The 14779-nt window shown below is 65.8% G+C and carries 15 protein-coding genes and 1 tRNA gene; 10 read left to right on the top strand and 6 right to left on the bottom strand.

Annotated elements, in window-relative coordinates; all coding sequences use genetic code 11:
* Positions 1-47: 47 nt before the first annotated feature.
* Positions 48-119: transfer RNA gene (locus HMPREF1478_RS02400), tRNA-Lys, on the bottom strand.
* Positions 120-150: 31 nt separating this feature from the next.
* On the opposite strand from HMPREF1478_RS02400, the gene HMPREF1478_RS02395 reads away from it, so the two are divergent.
* Both HMPREF1478_RS02395 and HMPREF1478_RS02390 read left to right on the top strand, forming a co-directional pair.
* The gene (locus tag HMPREF1478_RS02395; RefSeq protein WP_016460488.1) at positions 151-780 is read left to right on the top strand and encodes a hypothetical protein; all 630 of its coding nucleotides are present in this window, start codon (positions 151-153) and stop codon (positions 778-780) included.
* A gap of 112 nt (positions 781-892) precedes the next feature.
* Positions 893-2170, top strand: a complete 1278-nt coding sequence (locus tag HMPREF1478_RS02390) for an NUDIX domain-containing protein (protein ID WP_034474842.1) — start codon at positions 893-895, stop codon at positions 2168-2170.
* A 48-nt stretch (positions 2171-2218) separates the two neighbouring features.
* On the opposite strand, the gene HMPREF1478_RS02385 is transcribed toward HMPREF1478_RS02390, so the two are convergent.
* The 5 genes from HMPREF1478_RS02385 to HMPREF1478_RS02365 all read right to left on the bottom strand — a co-directional run bounded on the left by HMPREF1478_RS02385 (position 2219) and on the right by HMPREF1478_RS02365 (position 5556).
* On the bottom strand, positions 2219-2734 hold the full coding sequence (locus HMPREF1478_RS02385) for a septum formation family protein (RefSeq protein WP_016460486.1): 516 nt from the start codon (positions 2732-2734) through the stop codon (positions 2219-2221).
* Between the two features lie 28 nt (positions 2735-2762).
* The gene (locus HMPREF1478_RS02380) at positions 2763-3230 is read right to left on the bottom strand and encodes a septum formation family protein (RefSeq protein WP_016460485.1); all 468 of its coding nucleotides are present in this window, start codon (positions 3228-3230) and stop codon (positions 2763-2765) included.
* 185 nt (positions 3231-3415) lie between these two features.
* Positions 3416-3856: a septum formation family protein gene (locus HMPREF1478_RS02375; RefSeq protein ID WP_016460484.1), complete on the bottom strand. Its 441-nt coding sequence runs from the start codon at positions 3854-3856 to the stop codon at positions 3416-3418.
* Complete coding sequence (locus tag HMPREF1478_RS02370; RefSeq protein ID WP_016460483.1) at positions 3856-4920, bottom strand: inorganic phosphate transporter; 1065 nt, start codon at positions 4918-4920, stop codon at positions 3856-3858. The genes HMPREF1478_RS02375 and HMPREF1478_RS02370 overlap by 1 nt, the downstream gene beginning before the upstream one ends.
* Before the next feature lie 3 nt (positions 4921-4923).
* Positions 4924-5556 carry a DUF47 domain-containing protein gene (locus HMPREF1478_RS02365; RefSeq protein WP_034474840.1) on the bottom strand — a complete coding sequence of 211 codons (633 nt, stop codon included), beginning with the start codon at positions 5554-5556 and terminating at the stop codon, positions 4924-4926.
* A 372-nt stretch (positions 5557-5928) separates the two neighbouring features.
* On the opposite strand from HMPREF1478_RS02365, the gene HMPREF1478_RS02360 reads away from it, so the two are divergent.
* From HMPREF1478_RS02360 to purD, 8 genes are all read left to right on the top strand, one after another.
* The gene (locus HMPREF1478_RS02360; RefSeq protein WP_016460481.1) at positions 5929-7767 is read left to right on the top strand and encodes a phosphoenolpyruvate carboxykinase (GTP); all 1839 of its coding nucleotides are present in this window, start codon (positions 5929-5931) and stop codon (positions 7765-7767) included.
* A 169-nt stretch (positions 7768-7936) separates the two neighbouring features.
* Positions 7937-8926 (top strand): AAA family ATPase, encoded by a 990-nt coding sequence (locus tag HMPREF1478_RS02355; RefSeq protein WP_016460480.1) that lies wholly within the window; start codon positions 7937-7939, stop codon positions 8924-8926.
* 45 nt (positions 8927-8971) lie between these two features.
* On the top strand, positions 8972-9865 hold the full coding sequence (locus HMPREF1478_RS02350; RefSeq protein ID WP_016460479.1) for a DUF58 domain-containing protein: 894 nt from the start codon (positions 8972-8974) through the stop codon (positions 9863-9865).
* Positions 9855-10343, top strand: coding sequence for a hypothetical protein (locus HMPREF1478_RS02345; protein ID WP_016460478.1), 489 nt, complete (start codon positions 9855-9857; stop codon positions 10341-10343). Before HMPREF1478_RS02350 ends, HMPREF1478_RS02345 begins: the two co-directional genes overlap by 11 nt.
* The gene (locus HMPREF1478_RS02340; RefSeq protein WP_016460477.1) at positions 10340-11359 is read left to right on the top strand and encodes a vWA domain-containing protein; all 1020 of its coding nucleotides are present in this window, start codon (positions 10340-10342) and stop codon (positions 11357-11359) included. The genes HMPREF1478_RS02345 and HMPREF1478_RS02340 overlap by 4 nt, the downstream gene beginning before the upstream one ends.
* 1 nt (position 11360) lies before the next feature.
* Positions 11361-12395, top strand: coding sequence for a vWA domain-containing protein (locus HMPREF1478_RS02335; RefSeq protein WP_016460476.1), 1035 nt, complete (start codon positions 11361-11363; stop codon positions 12393-12395).
* Complete coding sequence (locus HMPREF1478_RS02330; RefSeq protein WP_016460475.1) at positions 12385-13338, top strand: hypothetical protein; 954 nt, start codon at positions 12385-12387, stop codon at positions 13336-13338. The genes HMPREF1478_RS02335 and HMPREF1478_RS02330 overlap by 11 nt, the downstream gene beginning before the upstream one ends.
* Positions 13339-13430: 92 nt before the next feature.
* Complete coding sequence (gene purD / locus HMPREF1478_RS02325; RefSeq protein ID WP_034474838.1) at positions 13431-14765, top strand: phosphoribosylamine--glycine ligase; 1335 nt, start codon at positions 13431-13433, stop codon at positions 14763-14765.
* Positions 14766-14779 lie beyond the last annotated feature (14 nt).

Here is a 14779-nt window from a genome sequence, read left to right as displayed (position 1 = left end):
GCGCCCGCAGATAGCGTGAACGCCCCGGAACGTTCCGAGGCGACCAGTAGGCCCAGGGGGACTCGAACCCCCAACCTACGGATTAAAAGTCCGCTGCTCTACCATTGAGCTATAGGCCCAGCAGCCCCATTGTAGGAGGAAGAAGTCCCCATGGCCCAATCGAAGATGCCGCGACGCCCCGCCATGCTCGACGCAGCCCGGGCTGAGGCCATCGTCGGCGACGAAGATCCCGCGGCCAGCGCCGCCGTCGCGCACACCGCCGCCTGGGCCCTCATGGGCGTGGGAGACGAGACCTTCACCGACGCGGACGTCGCTCGCCTGCGTGAGACCGTGCGCACTCGCGGCGTTGACACGATCGCGCACGTGTGGTCGCGCAGCCCCGAGTTCACGCTCCCCGGGGCGCTCTGGCGCGTCTACCTGCTGCACGAGTGGTACCACCGCGATCCGCTCCTGGTGGCTGAGCGCTACGCCGACGGGATGCACGCGCCCATCATTCAGGGCCTCGAGGCCCCCGTCGAGCTGCGCTCCCTGAACCTCATCATGGAGGAGGTCGACTCGCTGCTGCGCGGCGACCTGACCGACGACGACCTCGAGTACGTGCTCGCCCAGGCATCGCGGGCGATGCGCGTGCTCGCCGCCGGCGAGGCCGGGGCCCTGTGGATCGAAGACCCCTCGGATCCGCTCGCCCACCGCGTCACCATGCGCCACTCCGCACTCTTGGTCACCGCCGACGAGCTCGACGTCGCCGCGCGGGAGGCGGCCGTCGGCACCCTCGACTGACCCCTCGCCGACGAGGCCGGGGCGCCTCGCACCGGGCGTGACCCGGGGTGACGTGGCGCGCCCACCAGGGCAAGGGCGCGCCCGGGCGACTACCCTATTCCCTATGCGCCCGATGCCAGCCCCACGCCCCCAGCGACTCGTTCGCTCTGCGGGCGCACTCGTCTGGCGCTTCACGGACCCCGCGCGCGTCGCCGTCCCCGGCGAGCCTATCGACCCCGCGGACATCGAAGTCCTCATGGTCCACCGGCCGCGCTACCACGACTGGTCCTGGCCCAAGGGCAAGACCGAAAACGGTGAGTCCCTCGTCGCCGCTGCGGTGCGCGAAGTCGAGGAAGAGACCGGACAGATCGTCACGCTCGGCGCACCCCTGACGACCCAGCGCTACCGCCTGGGCGGCGGGCAGACCAAGGAAGTCCACTACTGGGTGGGCACACCGGTTCCCCCCGGCCACGCCTCCGAGCGCCTGCGCGCCCCCGTCGCGCGCGCCCCGCGCACCGAAATCGACCAGACCGCGTGGACCTCGCCCGAGCGCGCCGCCGACATGCTCACGCGCCGAGGCGACCGCCGCCTCCTCGCCGACATCGTCGCTCGCGCCCGCGAAGGCCGCCTCGTGACGACAACGCTCCTCGTTCTGCGTCCCGGGCAGGGCGTCACCCCGCGCCTCGACGAGGCCGGGGACGCCCACGCTTCCGCGTCGCCTGCCGCTTCTTCCGGGTCTTCCGCGTCTTCCGGCGGCCCCGCCGTGCCTGCCGTGCCTGCCGCGGCTGCGGCTCCCGCCAAGCCTCGCCCCGCGCCGACCCCCGCGATGGTCGCGTCCGCCGCGGCCAGGAGGGCCGCCCAGGTGGAGCAGGCCTCGGCGAAGAAGGTCGAAGCTGCTCGCGAACCCGTCGACCCGCCGCTCAGCCGATTCGGTGTGCGCCAGGCTTTCGATCTCATTGACCTGCTCTCGAGCTTCGGCGTCGCCCGTGCGTTCGCGTCGCCGGTCGCCCGCGCGCGCCAGAGCCTCACGCCCTGGGCATCGATGGGTGGGGGATCGGTGACGCTCGTCGACTCCCTCGACCTGACCGCCACCGGCTCAGACGCATCTATCGGCGACGAGGCACGCCTCGGTCGTGTCCGCGCCTTCGCGGCGCAGCGCCTGCGCGAGCACGCGTCCCCCACGGTCCTGTCCGTCGCGGGCGCCGCGCGTGAGGCCGTCATCGAGGAGATCCGCGCCTACGCGTCCGGTGCCGTTGCCGGCAGCGAGGCACCGCGCCTGACCTACGGCCAGGTCCTCGTCGCACACGTCGAGCACGGTCCCGACGGGCCGGTCGTCGCAGCCCTCGAAACGCACGGCGTCACCACGAAAAACCCCGCCACCCACGCGCGCAAGGCCTCCAAGAAGCACTGAGGCGACCCGGCACAAGCCGAGCCGCCACGAGCACGCTTAAAAGCGGGGTCACATGTTGGAGTTCCTCGCGGAACCGGTGAGCTTACTGTTGTCCTTCGCGAAGACGTAGCATTGCACCGTGTGGTCGCCCTTTGCCCAGGTCTGTGGGCCGGGCGGAAACCAGTCGTAGTCCAACGTGGAGTCCGCGAGGGGCTTGCCGACGTAGTGCTCGAAGATCAGGCCGCAGATCTCGTCGCTCTCCTCGTCAAATTCGTCGTCGGACGGGAGGGTCGTGCCTGCGAAGTCAAAAATATGAAAGTATTCCCCATCGTGAGGCTGGTTGCAGTCGACCTTGGTGACGTCACTGTCCTCATTGGGCCCGTACTGGAAACACTCCCCGATGTGTGACTGCGTCTGCGTATCGGCCGTCGCTGAGGCCGCGGGTGTGCGCGAGTCCTTCGAAGGCTTGCGCGTTCCAGACATCGACACGGAACAGGCGGACAAGCCCAGACTCAGGATGGTGGCCGAGACCCCGAGGATCAGCGCGGGGCGCGCGGTGCGGGATGCGAATGAACGTTGGGACATGATTCTCCTTGGGTGCGAAGGTGTCCGCTTACTTGTTGGAACCCTTCATGGAGCCGGACAGCTGAGTGTCCGTGCCGTCACCGGAAATGATAAAGCAGATGATCTCGCGGTCGCACTGCTCCCAGCTGCCCGGGGACGGGTAGAGCATCGTGTAGTCCAGCTCGGACTCCTCGTAGGGGATGCCGACGTATCCCTCGAAGGCCGCCAGGCAGGCGTCGCCTCCCATGTCCTCGAGCTCGGAGTCGCTCGGGCGCTCGTCCTCGGTGACCTGGGTCAGGTGGAAGACCTCGGCATCATGCAAGGCAGAGCAGTCGGTAGTCTCCAGGTCGGTGACGTTATCGCCATCGCCAGTGGGCAGCTGAACACACTGGCCGACCTTCATGCTGAAAGCGGAGGTGCGCGGGCCGAAGGAGAGCAGGCTGCAGGCCGACGTCGTCAGGGCGAGGGCGAGGGCTGATGCCGTCAGAGCCAGGGCGCGAGGCAGGGTGCGGGACATGGTGCTCCTTGACAGTGGGGCGTGTTCGATGGGGGTGTGCGCGGGCCGGGAGGAAGCCTTCAGAAGAGTCCTGTGAGCGGGCGCGATACGAATTGTAACAATCACAATACCGCGCGGTAAAAGTAGTGGGTGGTGCGCGGAATGAACCACGCACCACCCATCGACATGTCGAGGTGGAGGAAACCCTACAGGCCCGACTCCTTCACCGACGAGGTGAGCTTTGAATGATCCAGCGGACGAGCCAGACACACGATTGTGCGGTCCTTCTGCGCCCACGAATCCTTCGTCGGGATCATCCACGTCGCATCCAGCGATGACGTCAGGTAGTCCGCGCCCACGTACTCATCAAACGCCGAGATACACATCGATTCGGCCTGCCTGTTGAGCTCGTCCGCACCCGGGAAATCCCCGTCGGCCACCGTGTCGATGTGGAAGACCTCGGCGTCGTGCTCACGCGTACAGCCGGTCGTCTCGAGGGTGGTCGCCGTGGTCTCATCCGACCCCTCCGGCAGGAGGATGCACTGGCCCACCCGCATGTGCATGACGGACGAGTCCGAGCATGCCGCAAGCGGGGCGGCGAGGAGTCCAACGACGGCGATCGCGCCGATGAGGCGAGAGCGCACCACTAGTGGACCCCCAGGGGAAGCGCCACGAGGAGGTACACGATGCCAGACACAATGGCCGCGGCTGGCAGCGTGAGGAACCACGCGATGACGATGTTGCCGGCGACGCCCCAGCGCACAGCCGAGAACCGCTTCGTGCAGCCCACGCCCATGATCGCCGTCGACACGACCTGTGTCGTCGAGATCGGGGCGTGGATGACGTACGAGCACAGGTACAGGATCGAGGCGGACACGGCCTCGGCGGTGAAGCCGCGAGCCGGATCCAGGTCGATGATCTTGCGGCCGATCGTGCGCATGATGCGCCCGCCGCCAGCCATCGTGCCCAGCGAGATCGCCAGAGCACCCGAGATCTTCACCCACAGCGGCACGTTCATCTCACCCGTGACGGGATCGAGGATGTTGTGTGTCTCGCCGTAACCGCCGGCCAGCAGCGCCATGATGATGATACCCATCGTCTTCTGCGCGTCCTGGATGCCGTGGCCCAGGGCCATAGCCGCCGACGAGAAGCGCTGCGCGGCGCGGAAGCGACGCATCGTGCGGTGATACTGCGCCTTGTGCAGCAGCGACAGCACGATCTTCATGGCGATGTAGCCAATGACGAAGCCGATGATGGGGGAGGCAAACATCGGGATGACGACGTGGCTCATGATGCCCCACCAGTACACGACCGTGCCGCTCATGAGGCCTGCGCCCACCATGCCGCCGATCAGGGCGTGCGAGGAGGACGAGGGGAGCCCGAACCACCAGGTGATCAGGTTCCAGATGCAGGCGCCCAGCAGGGCGGCCAGGATGATGACCAGGCCCTTTTGCTGCATCTCCGGCAGGGGCGACTCGGCATAGTCGCTGATCGAAATGATGCCCTTGCCGACAGTCTTCGCGACGGCCGTGCCCATCATGGCGCCGATGACGTTCATCGTCGCGGCCATGAGGAGCGCCGCGCGGGGAGTCCACGCGCGCGTCGACACGGAGGTCGCGATCGCGTTTGCCGCGTCATGGAAGCCGTTCGTGTAGCTGAAGAACAGCGCGACGGCGATGACGACGCAGACGAGGATCAGATTCAGATCCACGGCTCAGGATTCCTTCAGTGCGAGGGACTCGATGACGTTGGCCAGCTCCTCGAACGCGTCGGCGCAGGACTCGAGGCCCTGGACGATGTCCTTGAGCTTGATGATCGTGACCGGGTCGAGGCCCGAGTCGAACAGGGCCGTCAGGGTGCGGCGGTAGGCCAGGTCTCCCTCGTTTTCGAGGCGGTTGATCTCGATCCAGTAGTCGCGCATGTCCACGGGCGACTTGAGCTTGGGCATGTTCTCGGCAGTGAGGTCTGCGCAGTGCTTGATGACCGCGATCTGCTCGTTGAGCAGGGAGACCAGGGAGGAGGGGATGTCGGCGATGCCGTAGACGACCAGGAGGTCGCCGGCCTCGTCGATGAAGTCCAGGCAATCATCCAGGTGCGACGCGAGCGACTGCAGGTCCTCGCGGTCGAAAGGCGTGATGAACGAGGAGTTGATGAGCTGAACGATCGCGTGGTTCAGCTCGTCGCCGCGGTGCTCAACCTCGTGGAGCTGATCGCGTAGGGCGATGCGCTCCTCGGGGGAGGCGGCGTAGATGTGCGTCAGGAATTCGACGGCCTGCACGAGCTGGCGGGCCTGGGAGGTGAAGTCTTCAAAAAAGTCAGGGCCTTGGGTCTTGTTTCGGAATCCCATGGTGTATTCGGTCCTTCCAATGGTGGGCAGCACTGTTGTGCTACCTGTAATCGTCGGTCATGGGGCGGTGAGACTTCAAGTTCAGTGATGGATTTGCGACCCCATATCAGGTGGTCTATCTCACGGAGGACGGTGATGGGCCGACTTCCGTCTCATTCACGAGGTCGGGGCTGGGTTGGGCGTGAAGTGTGGCGGCCCCAGGGTGGGTTGAAGGTCCCTATCGGCCGGGCGGTGTGTGACTCGTTCGACTACGATTGTGGTGTGACCGGGACCAAGCGCCCGTAAGCGCGGGTGAAGGGTCCGGCATGATTGATTCTGTCAATCGGGGACGCAACTGCGGCCTCGACAATCCGAAATGCCTCAGGAGGCAAAATGTCCGTGACCGAACAGGACGTGCGTGCAGCCGCTCCGGCGAACGCTCCCGAAGATGTCATCAAGTGGGTTGCTGAAATTGCTGAGCTGACCACCCCTGACGCCATCGAGTTCTCCGACGGCTCCCAGGAGGAGTGGGATCGCCTGACCTCTCAGATGGTTGAGAGTGGCATGTTCACCAAGCTCAACGAGGAGAAGCGCCCGAACTCCTTCCTGGCTCGCTCCAAGCCGTCCGACGTGGCGCGTGTTGAGTCCCGTACCTTCATCTGCTGTGAGAAGGAAGAGGACGCCGGCCCGACGAACCACTGGGCCGACCCCAAGGAAATGAAGGCCACCCTGCACGAGAAGTTCACGGGTGCCATGAAGGGTCGCACCATGTACGTGGTGCCCTTCTCCATGGGCCCCCTGGGTGGCCCCATCTCCCAGCTCGGCGTTGAGATCACCGACTCTCCTTACGTTGTTGTCTCCATGCGCATCATGACCCGCATGGGTGCAAAGGCAATGGACCTCATCAACGAGGGCCGCGTGTGGGTTCCCGCCGTTCACTCCGTCGGTGCTCCTCTGGAGCCCGGTCAGGAAGATTCCACCTGGCCCTGCAACGACGAGAAGTACATCACCCACTTCCCCGAGACCAACGAAATCTGGTCCTTCGGTTCCGGTTACGGCGGCAACGCACTGCTGGGCAAGAAGTGCTTCGCGCTGCGTATCGCTTCGACCATGGCAAAGCGCGATGGCTGGATGGCAGAGCACATGCTCGTCCTGCGCCTGACCCGCGAGTCCACCGGCAAGCAGTACCACGTGACCGCAGCGTTCCCCAGCGCATGTGGCAAGACCAACCTGGCCATGCTCCAGCCCACCATCCCCGGCTACAAGGTCGAGACCGTGGGTGACGACATTGCATGGATGCGTCCGGGAACCGATGGCCGCCTGCGCGCCATCAACCCCGAGGCAGGCTTCTTCGGTGTTGCACCGGGAACCTCCTACAAGACCAACCCCATGGCCATGGAGACCGGCAAGGCCAACTCCATCTTCACCAACGTTGCACTGACCGACGATGGTGACGTGTGGTGGGAAGGCATCGACGGTGAGGTTCCCGCCCACCTGATCGACTGGCACGGTAACGACTGGACCCCCGAGTCCGGCGAGAAGGCTGCTCACCCGAACAGCCGCTTCACCGTCCCCGCCTCGCAGTGCCCGATCATCTGCCCCGACTGGGAAGCCCCCGAGGGTGTTCCGGTCGACGCCATCCTCTTCGGTGGTCGCCGTGCAACCAACGTTCCGCTGGTTGCTGAGCAGTACGAGCCCGCACACGGCGTGTTCATCGGCGCTTCCGTGGCCTCTGAGGTCACCGCTGCTGCAACCGACGTCAAGGCCGGTTCGCTGCGCCACGACCCCTTCGCCATGCTGCCCTTCTGCGGCTACAACATGGCCGACTACTGGGGCCACTGGCTGGAGATGCAGGACAAGCTGGGCGAGAAGTTCCCGAAGGTCTACCAGGTCAACTGGTTCCGCAAGGACGAAGACGGCAACTTCATGTGGCCCGGATTCGGCGACAACTCCCGCGTTCTGGACTGGATCGTTCGCCGCGCGGCTGGCGAGGTCGAGGCAATCGACGGCGTGACCGGCCGCTACCCGAAGTTCGAGGACTTCAACCTTGAGGGCCTGGACATCGACGAGACCGTCTGGGCGAAGCTCTTCGCGATCGACCCCGACGCTTGGGCCGCCGAGATGAACGACACCGAGGAGTACTTCTCGCAGTTCGGCGATAAGCTCCCCGCTGCCATCACCGAGCAGCTGGCCAAGTTCCGCGAGCGCATTGCCGCCGCGAAGCAGGCCTGATCCGCGCGGATCTGAGGGCGAGCCCCGGAGGAAACTCCGGGGCTCGCCCCTTTTGTGTGTCCGTTTCTGCGGCTCGTTGATATCTACGCGAAAACTGACCGGATTGCGTGCGCGGCGGCGGAGACGGCTACACTGAGACTGCATCCGACCGCGCACGCAAGGAGAGCCCGTGCCCAACTACTTGACCAACGAAGAGCTGGCCCACGCCAAGGGGCTGCTCGATCGTATGAACGATATTTTCCAGCACACCGTCGTCGGCCAGGAGGGTCTGCGCCGAGCATTGACCGCCGCGCTGCTCGCGGGTGGCCACGTGCTGGTCGAATCTGTCCCCGGCCTCGCGAAGACGACCGCCGCACAGACACTCGCGTCCGCGGTCTCTGGTACCTTCCACCGCATCCAGTGCACGCCCGACCTCATGCCGAACGACATCGTCGGCTCGCAGATCTGGAGCCAGGAACGCGGTGAGATGGTCACCCAGCTGGGTCCCGTTCACGCGAACATGGTCCTCATGGACGAGATCAACCGTTCGTCCGCGAAGACCCAGTCCGCCATGCTGGAGGCCATGCAGGAGCGCCAGACCACCATCGGCGGTGTCAACCACAAGCTGCCCAGCCCCTTCATGGTCATGGCGACCCAGAACCCCATCGAAGAAGAGGGCACCTACGTGCTGCCCGAGGCGCAGATGGACCGTTTCCTCCTCAAGGAGGTCATCACCTACCCGACGCCCGTTGAGGAGCTTGAGGTTCTGACGCGTATCGACAACGGCCAGATTGCGGCGAAGTCGTCGGCGGCGCCGATCACGCTCGCCGATGTGCGCACCCTGCAGGAGGCGACCCGCCGCGTGTTTGTCCACGAGACGCTCAAGGCGTACATCGTGGACATTGTGAACACGACGCGAGGCGCCGGTCCTAACCCTCTGCCGGGGTGGAACAACCACGTGCGTGTCGGCGCCTCGCCGCGTGGCGGCATCGCGCTCATGCAGATTTCCCAGGCAATCGCCCTCATGTCCGGTCGCAATCACGTGATGCCCGACGACATTAAGGCGATGCGTTACGGCATCCTGCGTCACCGCATCATCCGTACCTTCGACGCGCTCGCCGACAACGTGTCCATTGAGGGCCTCATCGACGCCGTGTTCAACGCGGTTCCCGTTCCGTAAAGAACCCCCGCTCCCACACGCCAGTCGACTTTCTAGAGGAACGCTATGCCTGTACGCTCGCGCGAAATCCACTCGCTCTCGTCGCGCATCCAGCTGCCCGTGTTGCGCAAGCTGCTGTCCATCATGGACGGCCAGCACTCGGCGCTGAGGCACGGACGCGGCTGGGAGTTCATGGACTTGGCTCCCTACCAGGCGGGCGACGACGTGCGTGCCATCGACTGGCCGGCAACCGTGCGCACGGGATCGCCGGTCATTAAGCGACGCGAGGCGACAGCTAACCTGCAGGTTATGCTCGTCGTCGACACCGGGCGTGAGATGGGCGCGCTGGCCCCTTCTGGGGAGACGAAGGAAGAGGTGGCGCTGACGGCATGCGAGGCGATCGCATGGCTGAGCGTCGCCCGAGGAGACCAGATTGGCCTCGTCGCCGGCGACTCCGAGCGCGTGCGCTTCATGCCTGCCCGCTCGGGCAACGCGCACGCGGAGACGGTGATGCGCCGCATCGAGGAGGACATCACCCTGTCCTCGCCCCACTCGGACGTGCCCAAGCTCCTGGCGCGCGCCCGTACCGTCACCCAGCGGCGAAGCCTCATCGTGATCGTCACGGATGCGACCCAGCCGGAGCCGACGCGCGTGTCCGATGACCTGATTAAGTCGCTGTCGGTGCGCCACCAGGTCATTCAGATTAGCGTGGCCGACATCGATCCGACGTCCCTGGACAAGGGAACGGACGTCGTCGACGTGAACGAGGGGCCGCTGCCCGACTTCCTGCTGCGCGACGACCAGCTCTCGGGTGAGGCCGCGAACGTGATGGCGATGCGACGCGCCGCAGTGACCCAGATGCTTGATAAGAGGGGGGTCATCCACGTGGATGTCTCGTCCAGTGAAGAAGTGCCGCGCGCCCTCATGCGCGCTCTCGAAAGGGGCGCACATGTCCGGTGACCTCAAAGAATACCTGCAGGATCCCGTCCCCTATCCGAACTGGATGTGGGTCCTCGGCCTGGCGATCGTCGTCGGCGTGATCGGGTGGATCCTGTACAGCGTGTGGCGCTGGTGGACCTCGCGCATCGGCGAGGTCATGGAGCTGCAGACGATCACGGATGCGCGCCGCAAGAAGTACCTGACCTTCATCGATCAGATCGCGGACCGCTACGCCGACGGCGACCTGGACGCGCGCGGCGTGCACCTCGCGCTCGCCGGCCTCATGCGTGCGCTCGGCACGGAGCGTACGGGCCGCGACCTCGAGGTCGCAACCGTTTCCGAGGTGCGCGAGCTCGTCCCCGTGTGGCCGGGCTTGGCCGACATCCTTCAGGCCTGTGAAGTTCCCAGTTTCACGGGTGACAACATCCCGCAGGGACAGCCCTCGCACGAGGCTGTCACCCGCGTTCTGACCATGGCTGTGGAGGCGGTGAACGTATGAGGTTTGGGTGGCTTATTCCCGTCGTCCTGCTGGTCGTCGTCGCGGCGACCGTCATCGGATGGATGCTCGCCCGCCGAGCTGGCGAGCGTTCGGGCAAGAAGGGCTGGGTGGCCAACACCGGCTTCCTGCGCGACCTTCCCAAGTATCAGGCGCTCGTGCGCCGTACCCGTTCGTCGCTCGCGATGGCGGTCGTCTGCTTCATCATCGCCGTCATCGCGACGTCGGTGTCGGCTGGCGCGCCCGTGGATCGCTACACGAAGTACGACAAGTCCGCGAGCCGCGACATCGTCCTGTGCCTGGACGCCTCCGGTTCGATGCTTCCCTACGACTCGGAGATCGGCGACGCCTTCAAGCAGATCATCGCGCACTTCAACGGTGAGCGAATCTCGCTGCAGCTGTGGAACACCTACTCGATGACGATGTTCCCGCTCACCGACGACTACGAGATGGCCGACGACGTGCTCACCGAGATGGCCGAACAAATCGACCGAGGCTTCAGCCAGATCGGTAACAAGATCTACTTCACCAAGGAGCTCGAGGCCTACCTCAAGCCGACGCTCGGTAACCCGGATGAGAAGCGCGGGTCCCTGGTTGGCGATGGCCTCGCCTCCTGTGTGCTGGGCTTCGACCACACCGACAAGAAGCGTTCGCGCACGATCCTGCTCGCGACCGACAACGAGGTGTTCGGCGAGGGCATCTACAACCTGTCCGAAGCTATCGAATTCGCGAAGAGCCAGGGCGTGACCGTCTCGGTCCTGTACCCCGGGTCGAAGTACGGAATGAAGGACGAGGGCGTGGAGCTGCAGGACCAGGTCAAGTCCACCGGCGGCGACTTCTACGACGCGTCGTCCCCTTCCGCCGTCGATGACGTCGTTCGGCAGATTGAATCCGAGCAGAAGGAAGAACTCGATTCCGCGGGCAAGCTCGTGGAAACTGACCGCCCGGGCGCCGCCCTCGGCTGGACCATCGTCGGTGTCCTGTCCCTGCTCGGTCTGCTTGCTTTCGGGAGGCTCTGACATGATTTTTCGCCCCGTGATCCACCCGGTGTTGCTGGTCCTCATCCTGGCGATCGCAGCGACCTTCGTGTTCCTGTCCGCCAGGCGCGCCGCGCGCAAGCGCGTCATGGACATCATCCGCCGCTCGCTCATCGTCCTGACCGTCATCGTCATGGGTGCCGGTCCGTCGATCCCCGGCGAGGCCGTTGAGGTCTCCTCGGCGCTCGAGGTCTACCTCGTCATCGACCGTACGGGCTCCATGGCGGCAGAGGACTGGGACGGCAACAAGCCTCGCATTGACGGCGTGCGCAATGACGTTTCCCTCCTCATGAACTCACTCGCGGGCTCTCGTTTCTCGATCCTCACGTGGGACTCCTCGGTGCACACGGACATGCCGCTGACGAGCGATGCCTCCGCCGTGGCCTCGTACATGGATAGCTTCAACCGAGAGCTATCCGCATCCTCCCAGGGATCGTCGATCAACCGCCCCGCCGCGGACCTGGCGGCCCTCCTCGCGAAAAACAAGGAGCGCCACCCCCAGAATCTGCGCGTCGTCTTCATCTTCTCCGACGGCGAGACCTCGAACCAGGATCACTGGTCGAGCGCGCCCAGTGGGTCCGAGGAGGACTGGGACCGCGTCAAGGAGTACGCCGACGGCGGCCTCGTCATCGGCTACGGCACCGAAGCGGGCGGGCGGATGAAGGTGCTGCGCCTGGGAAACAGCGAGTCGCAGAGTGCGGGCGATGATGGTTACATCCACGACCTGTCCCAGCCCGGCAACCCGGTCGCCATCTCGAAGATCGACGAGGCAGCCCTCCAGTCGGTCGCATCGCGCATCGGCGTCGACTACGTGCATTCGCCCGACAAGTCGGCGATCGAGTCCCACGCGCGCACCATCATGGATAGCGCGACGGAGATCTCCGAACAGCGCAACATGAAAGACACGTACCGTTACATCATCTGGCCGTTCGCGCTCCTGCTCGGGGGACTCCTCGCGTGGGAGGGCGCTACCCTGGCGCTGCGCGCTCAACAGCTGAGGAATTCGCATGCCCTCTAACAACAACCTGCCCGAAGAGGACCTCCTGCCTTTCGGCGCCCTCTCGGGCGGCCCGGTCGATTCCTCGGTTCGTGAGCAGCTCGGCCAGGCCACCAACGGCAAGCAGAAAGTGCAGCGCTCCCCGCGCGCGCTGCGTCCCCTGTGGTACTCCATCCCGATTCTCGTCATCGCCCTGGTGATCGCCGGGTACCTGATCGGCCTGAAGCTCTGGTCTGAGTCGTCCTTGAAGCACTGGCACGCCCAGGAGTACGAGGCCGCGCAGGCCGGCTACGAGGGACAGCGGACGTGGACGGGTATCGGTATCGAGGCCTGGGTCGCCCACTACAACCTCGGCACCACACTCGTGCGCCAGGACCGCGTGGACGAGGGCGTGGAAGAGCTGCGTACCGCCTTCGACCTCGTGCCTAAGGCCACCGAGGTTCAGCCCGGTCGCCTCGAGCCCTTCTCCTACGAGTGTCGCGTGCGCGTCAATCTCGCTATCGGACTGGAGATTCAGGGCGACCAGCTGCGCGCCTCGGGCTCGACCGCTAGCGCGGTGAGTGTCTACCAGGAGGCCGAGGATACGATCTCCCCCTGCCAGACCGCCTCCGGTGGAGGCGGCCAGTCCGGCGACCAGAACCAGTCGGGTGGACAGTCGGGCCAGCAGTCGGGCAGTGAATCCAACAACCCCGCCGACGAAAACAAGGAGCGCGTCGGGGACAAGAAGCAGCAGACTGAGGAGGAGTCTCAGGGGCAGAGCGGATCGCAGGACCAGCAGCAACAGCAGGACCAGCAGACGGATCCGTCGCCCAGCCCCAGCCCCTCCGAGGACCCCTACGAGGGCGAGACCCAGGAGGAGAAGGAGCGCCGGGAGCAGCTGCAGGGTCAGAACAAGGACCGGCAGCAGAATCAGCGCGATGCCCAGGACGGCAAACGCGACGGCAACCCGAACGGCGCGTGGTGAGGGACGCTAACCCGTCTCACTTTCGCTGTGACGTGCACCCATAAAACCCAACGGCGGCCCAGGTGGCCGTCAAACACCGATAGGCTGGTAGCGTGAAGGTTCTTCTCGTTGGTAACGGAGGTCGCGAACACGCGATCGCCCGTGCGCTTGTACGAACGTCCACCCCTGAGCATCCCGTGTCGCTTGTCGTCCAGGCGGGTAACCCCGCGCTGGAGCAGCTGGGCCGCTCCTTGACCATGGATCCGCTGGACCCGAAGGACGTCGTGCGCCGTGCCACGTCCGAGAATGTCGACCTCGTGGTCGTCGGCCCCGAGGCCCCGCTCGTCGCGGGCGTCGCGGATGCGGTCCTGGACTACGGGATCCCCGTCTTTGGCCCCACGAAGGACGCCGCGCGCCTCGAGGCCTCCAAGTCGTTCGCGAAGCAGGTCATGGCCGATGCTGGCGTGGCCACCGCTCGCGCCTTCACGTGCACCACGATGGACCAGGTCGAGGCCGCGTTCGACGACCTGGGTGCCCCCTACGTCGTGAAGGATGACGCGCTCGCCGCCGGCAAGGGTGTCGTCGTGACCACTGACCGCGCCCAGGCCTCGAACCACGCGCGCGCCTGCCTGTCGCGCGACGGGGGAGCGGTCGTTATCGAGGACTACCTCGACGGCCCCGAGGTCTCCCTCTTCTGTTTCGCCGACGGCGCGACCGTCGTGCCCCTGCAGCCCGCGCAGGACTTCAAGCGCGTGGGCGACGGCAACGAAGGCCCGAACACGGGCGGCATGGGCGCCTACAGCCCCCTGCCGTGGCTCCCCGAAGAGGCCACGCAGCGCATCGTCGACGAGGTCGCCCAGCCCGTCATCACTGAGATGGCGCGTCGCGGCACCCCCTTCCGCGGCCTCCTGTACTGCGGCCTCGCGATGACCTCGAAGGGCATCCGCGTCGTCGAATTCAACGTGCGTTTCGGCGACCCGGAGACCCAGGCGGTCCTCGAACGCCTCGACTCCCCGCTGGCCCCCATCCTGTACGCGGCCGCGACCGGCACCCTGGCGAAGGTCCCCGCCCCCGTGTGGAGCGACGACGCCGCCGTCACGGTCGTCATGGCCTCAGGCGGATACCCAGGGCCCACCGACACGGGCCACGAAATCACCGGCATTGAGGCGGCCGAGGCACTGGACGGCGTCCACGTCATCCACGCCGGCACCTCCGAGGAGATCACCGACGACCCGACCGACGTCGCGGCCGGATGCTGCGGCTTCGAGCCGACCTACGCGCTGGTGAACTCCGGTGGCCGAGTCCTCGACGTCGTCGCCCGCGCGGCCACGCTCGACGAGGCCCGCGCGCTCGCCTACCGCGGCGTCGAACTCATCCACTTCGACGGGGAGCACCACCGCAGCGACATCGCGACGTGGCCCGCAGACCTCACCGTCACCCTCGACTGACAACCTACTGAGGA

Origin of the sequence: Actinomyces sp. HPA0247 (genome assembly GCA_000411415.1) — a bacterium.
In the GTDB taxonomy this organism is placed as follows: domain Bacteria; phylum Actinomycetota; class Actinomycetes; order Actinomycetales; family Actinomycetaceae; genus Pauljensenia.
Note: the sequence above shows the minus strand (reverse complement) of the source record. Positions and strands in the feature narration are given on the sequence as shown.

Coding starts and splice junctions, on each gene's coding strand:
- HMPREF1478_RS02395 (WP_016460488.1), top strand. CDS start 151: ATGGCCCAATCGAAGATGCCGCGACGCCCCGCCATGCTCGACGCAGCC.
- HMPREF1478_RS02385 (WP_016460486.1), bottom strand. CDS start 2,734: ATGTCCCAACGTTCATTCGCATCCCGCACCGCGCGCCCCGCGCTGATC.
- HMPREF1478_RS02350 (WP_016460479.1), top strand. CDS start 8,972: ATGCCTGTACGCTCGCGCGAAATCCACTCGCTCTCGTCGCGCATCCAG.
- HMPREF1478_RS02345 (WP_016460478.1), top strand. CDS start 9,855: ATGTCCGGTGACCTCAAAGAATACCTGCAGGATCCCGTCCCCTATCCG.
- HMPREF1478_RS02360 (WP_016460481.1), top strand. CDS start 5,929: ATGTCCGTGACCGAACAGGACGTGCGTGCAGCCGCTCCGGCGAACGCT.
- HMPREF1478_RS02380 (WP_016460485.1), bottom strand. CDS start 3,230: ATGTCCCGCACCCTGCCTCGCGCCCTGGCTCTGACGGCATCAGCCCTC.
- HMPREF1478_RS02330 (WP_016460475.1), top strand. CDS start 12,385: ATGCCCTCTAACAACAACCTGCCCGAAGAGGACCTCCTGCCTTTCGGC.
- HMPREF1478_RS02335 (WP_016460476.1), top strand. CDS start 11,361: ATGATTTTTCGCCCCGTGATCCACCCGGTGTTGCTGGTCCTCATCCTG.
- HMPREF1478_RS02340 (WP_016460477.1), top strand. CDS start 10,340: ATGAGGTTTGGGTGGCTTATTCCCGTCGTCCTGCTGGTCGTCGTCGCG.
- HMPREF1478_RS02390 (WP_034474842.1), top strand. CDS start 893: ATGCCAGCCCCACGCCCCCAGCGACTCGTTCGCTCTGCGGGCGCACTC.
- HMPREF1478_RS02365 (WP_034474840.1), bottom strand. CDS start 5,556: ATGGGATTCCGAAACAAGACCCAAGGCCCTGACTTTTTTGAAGACTTC.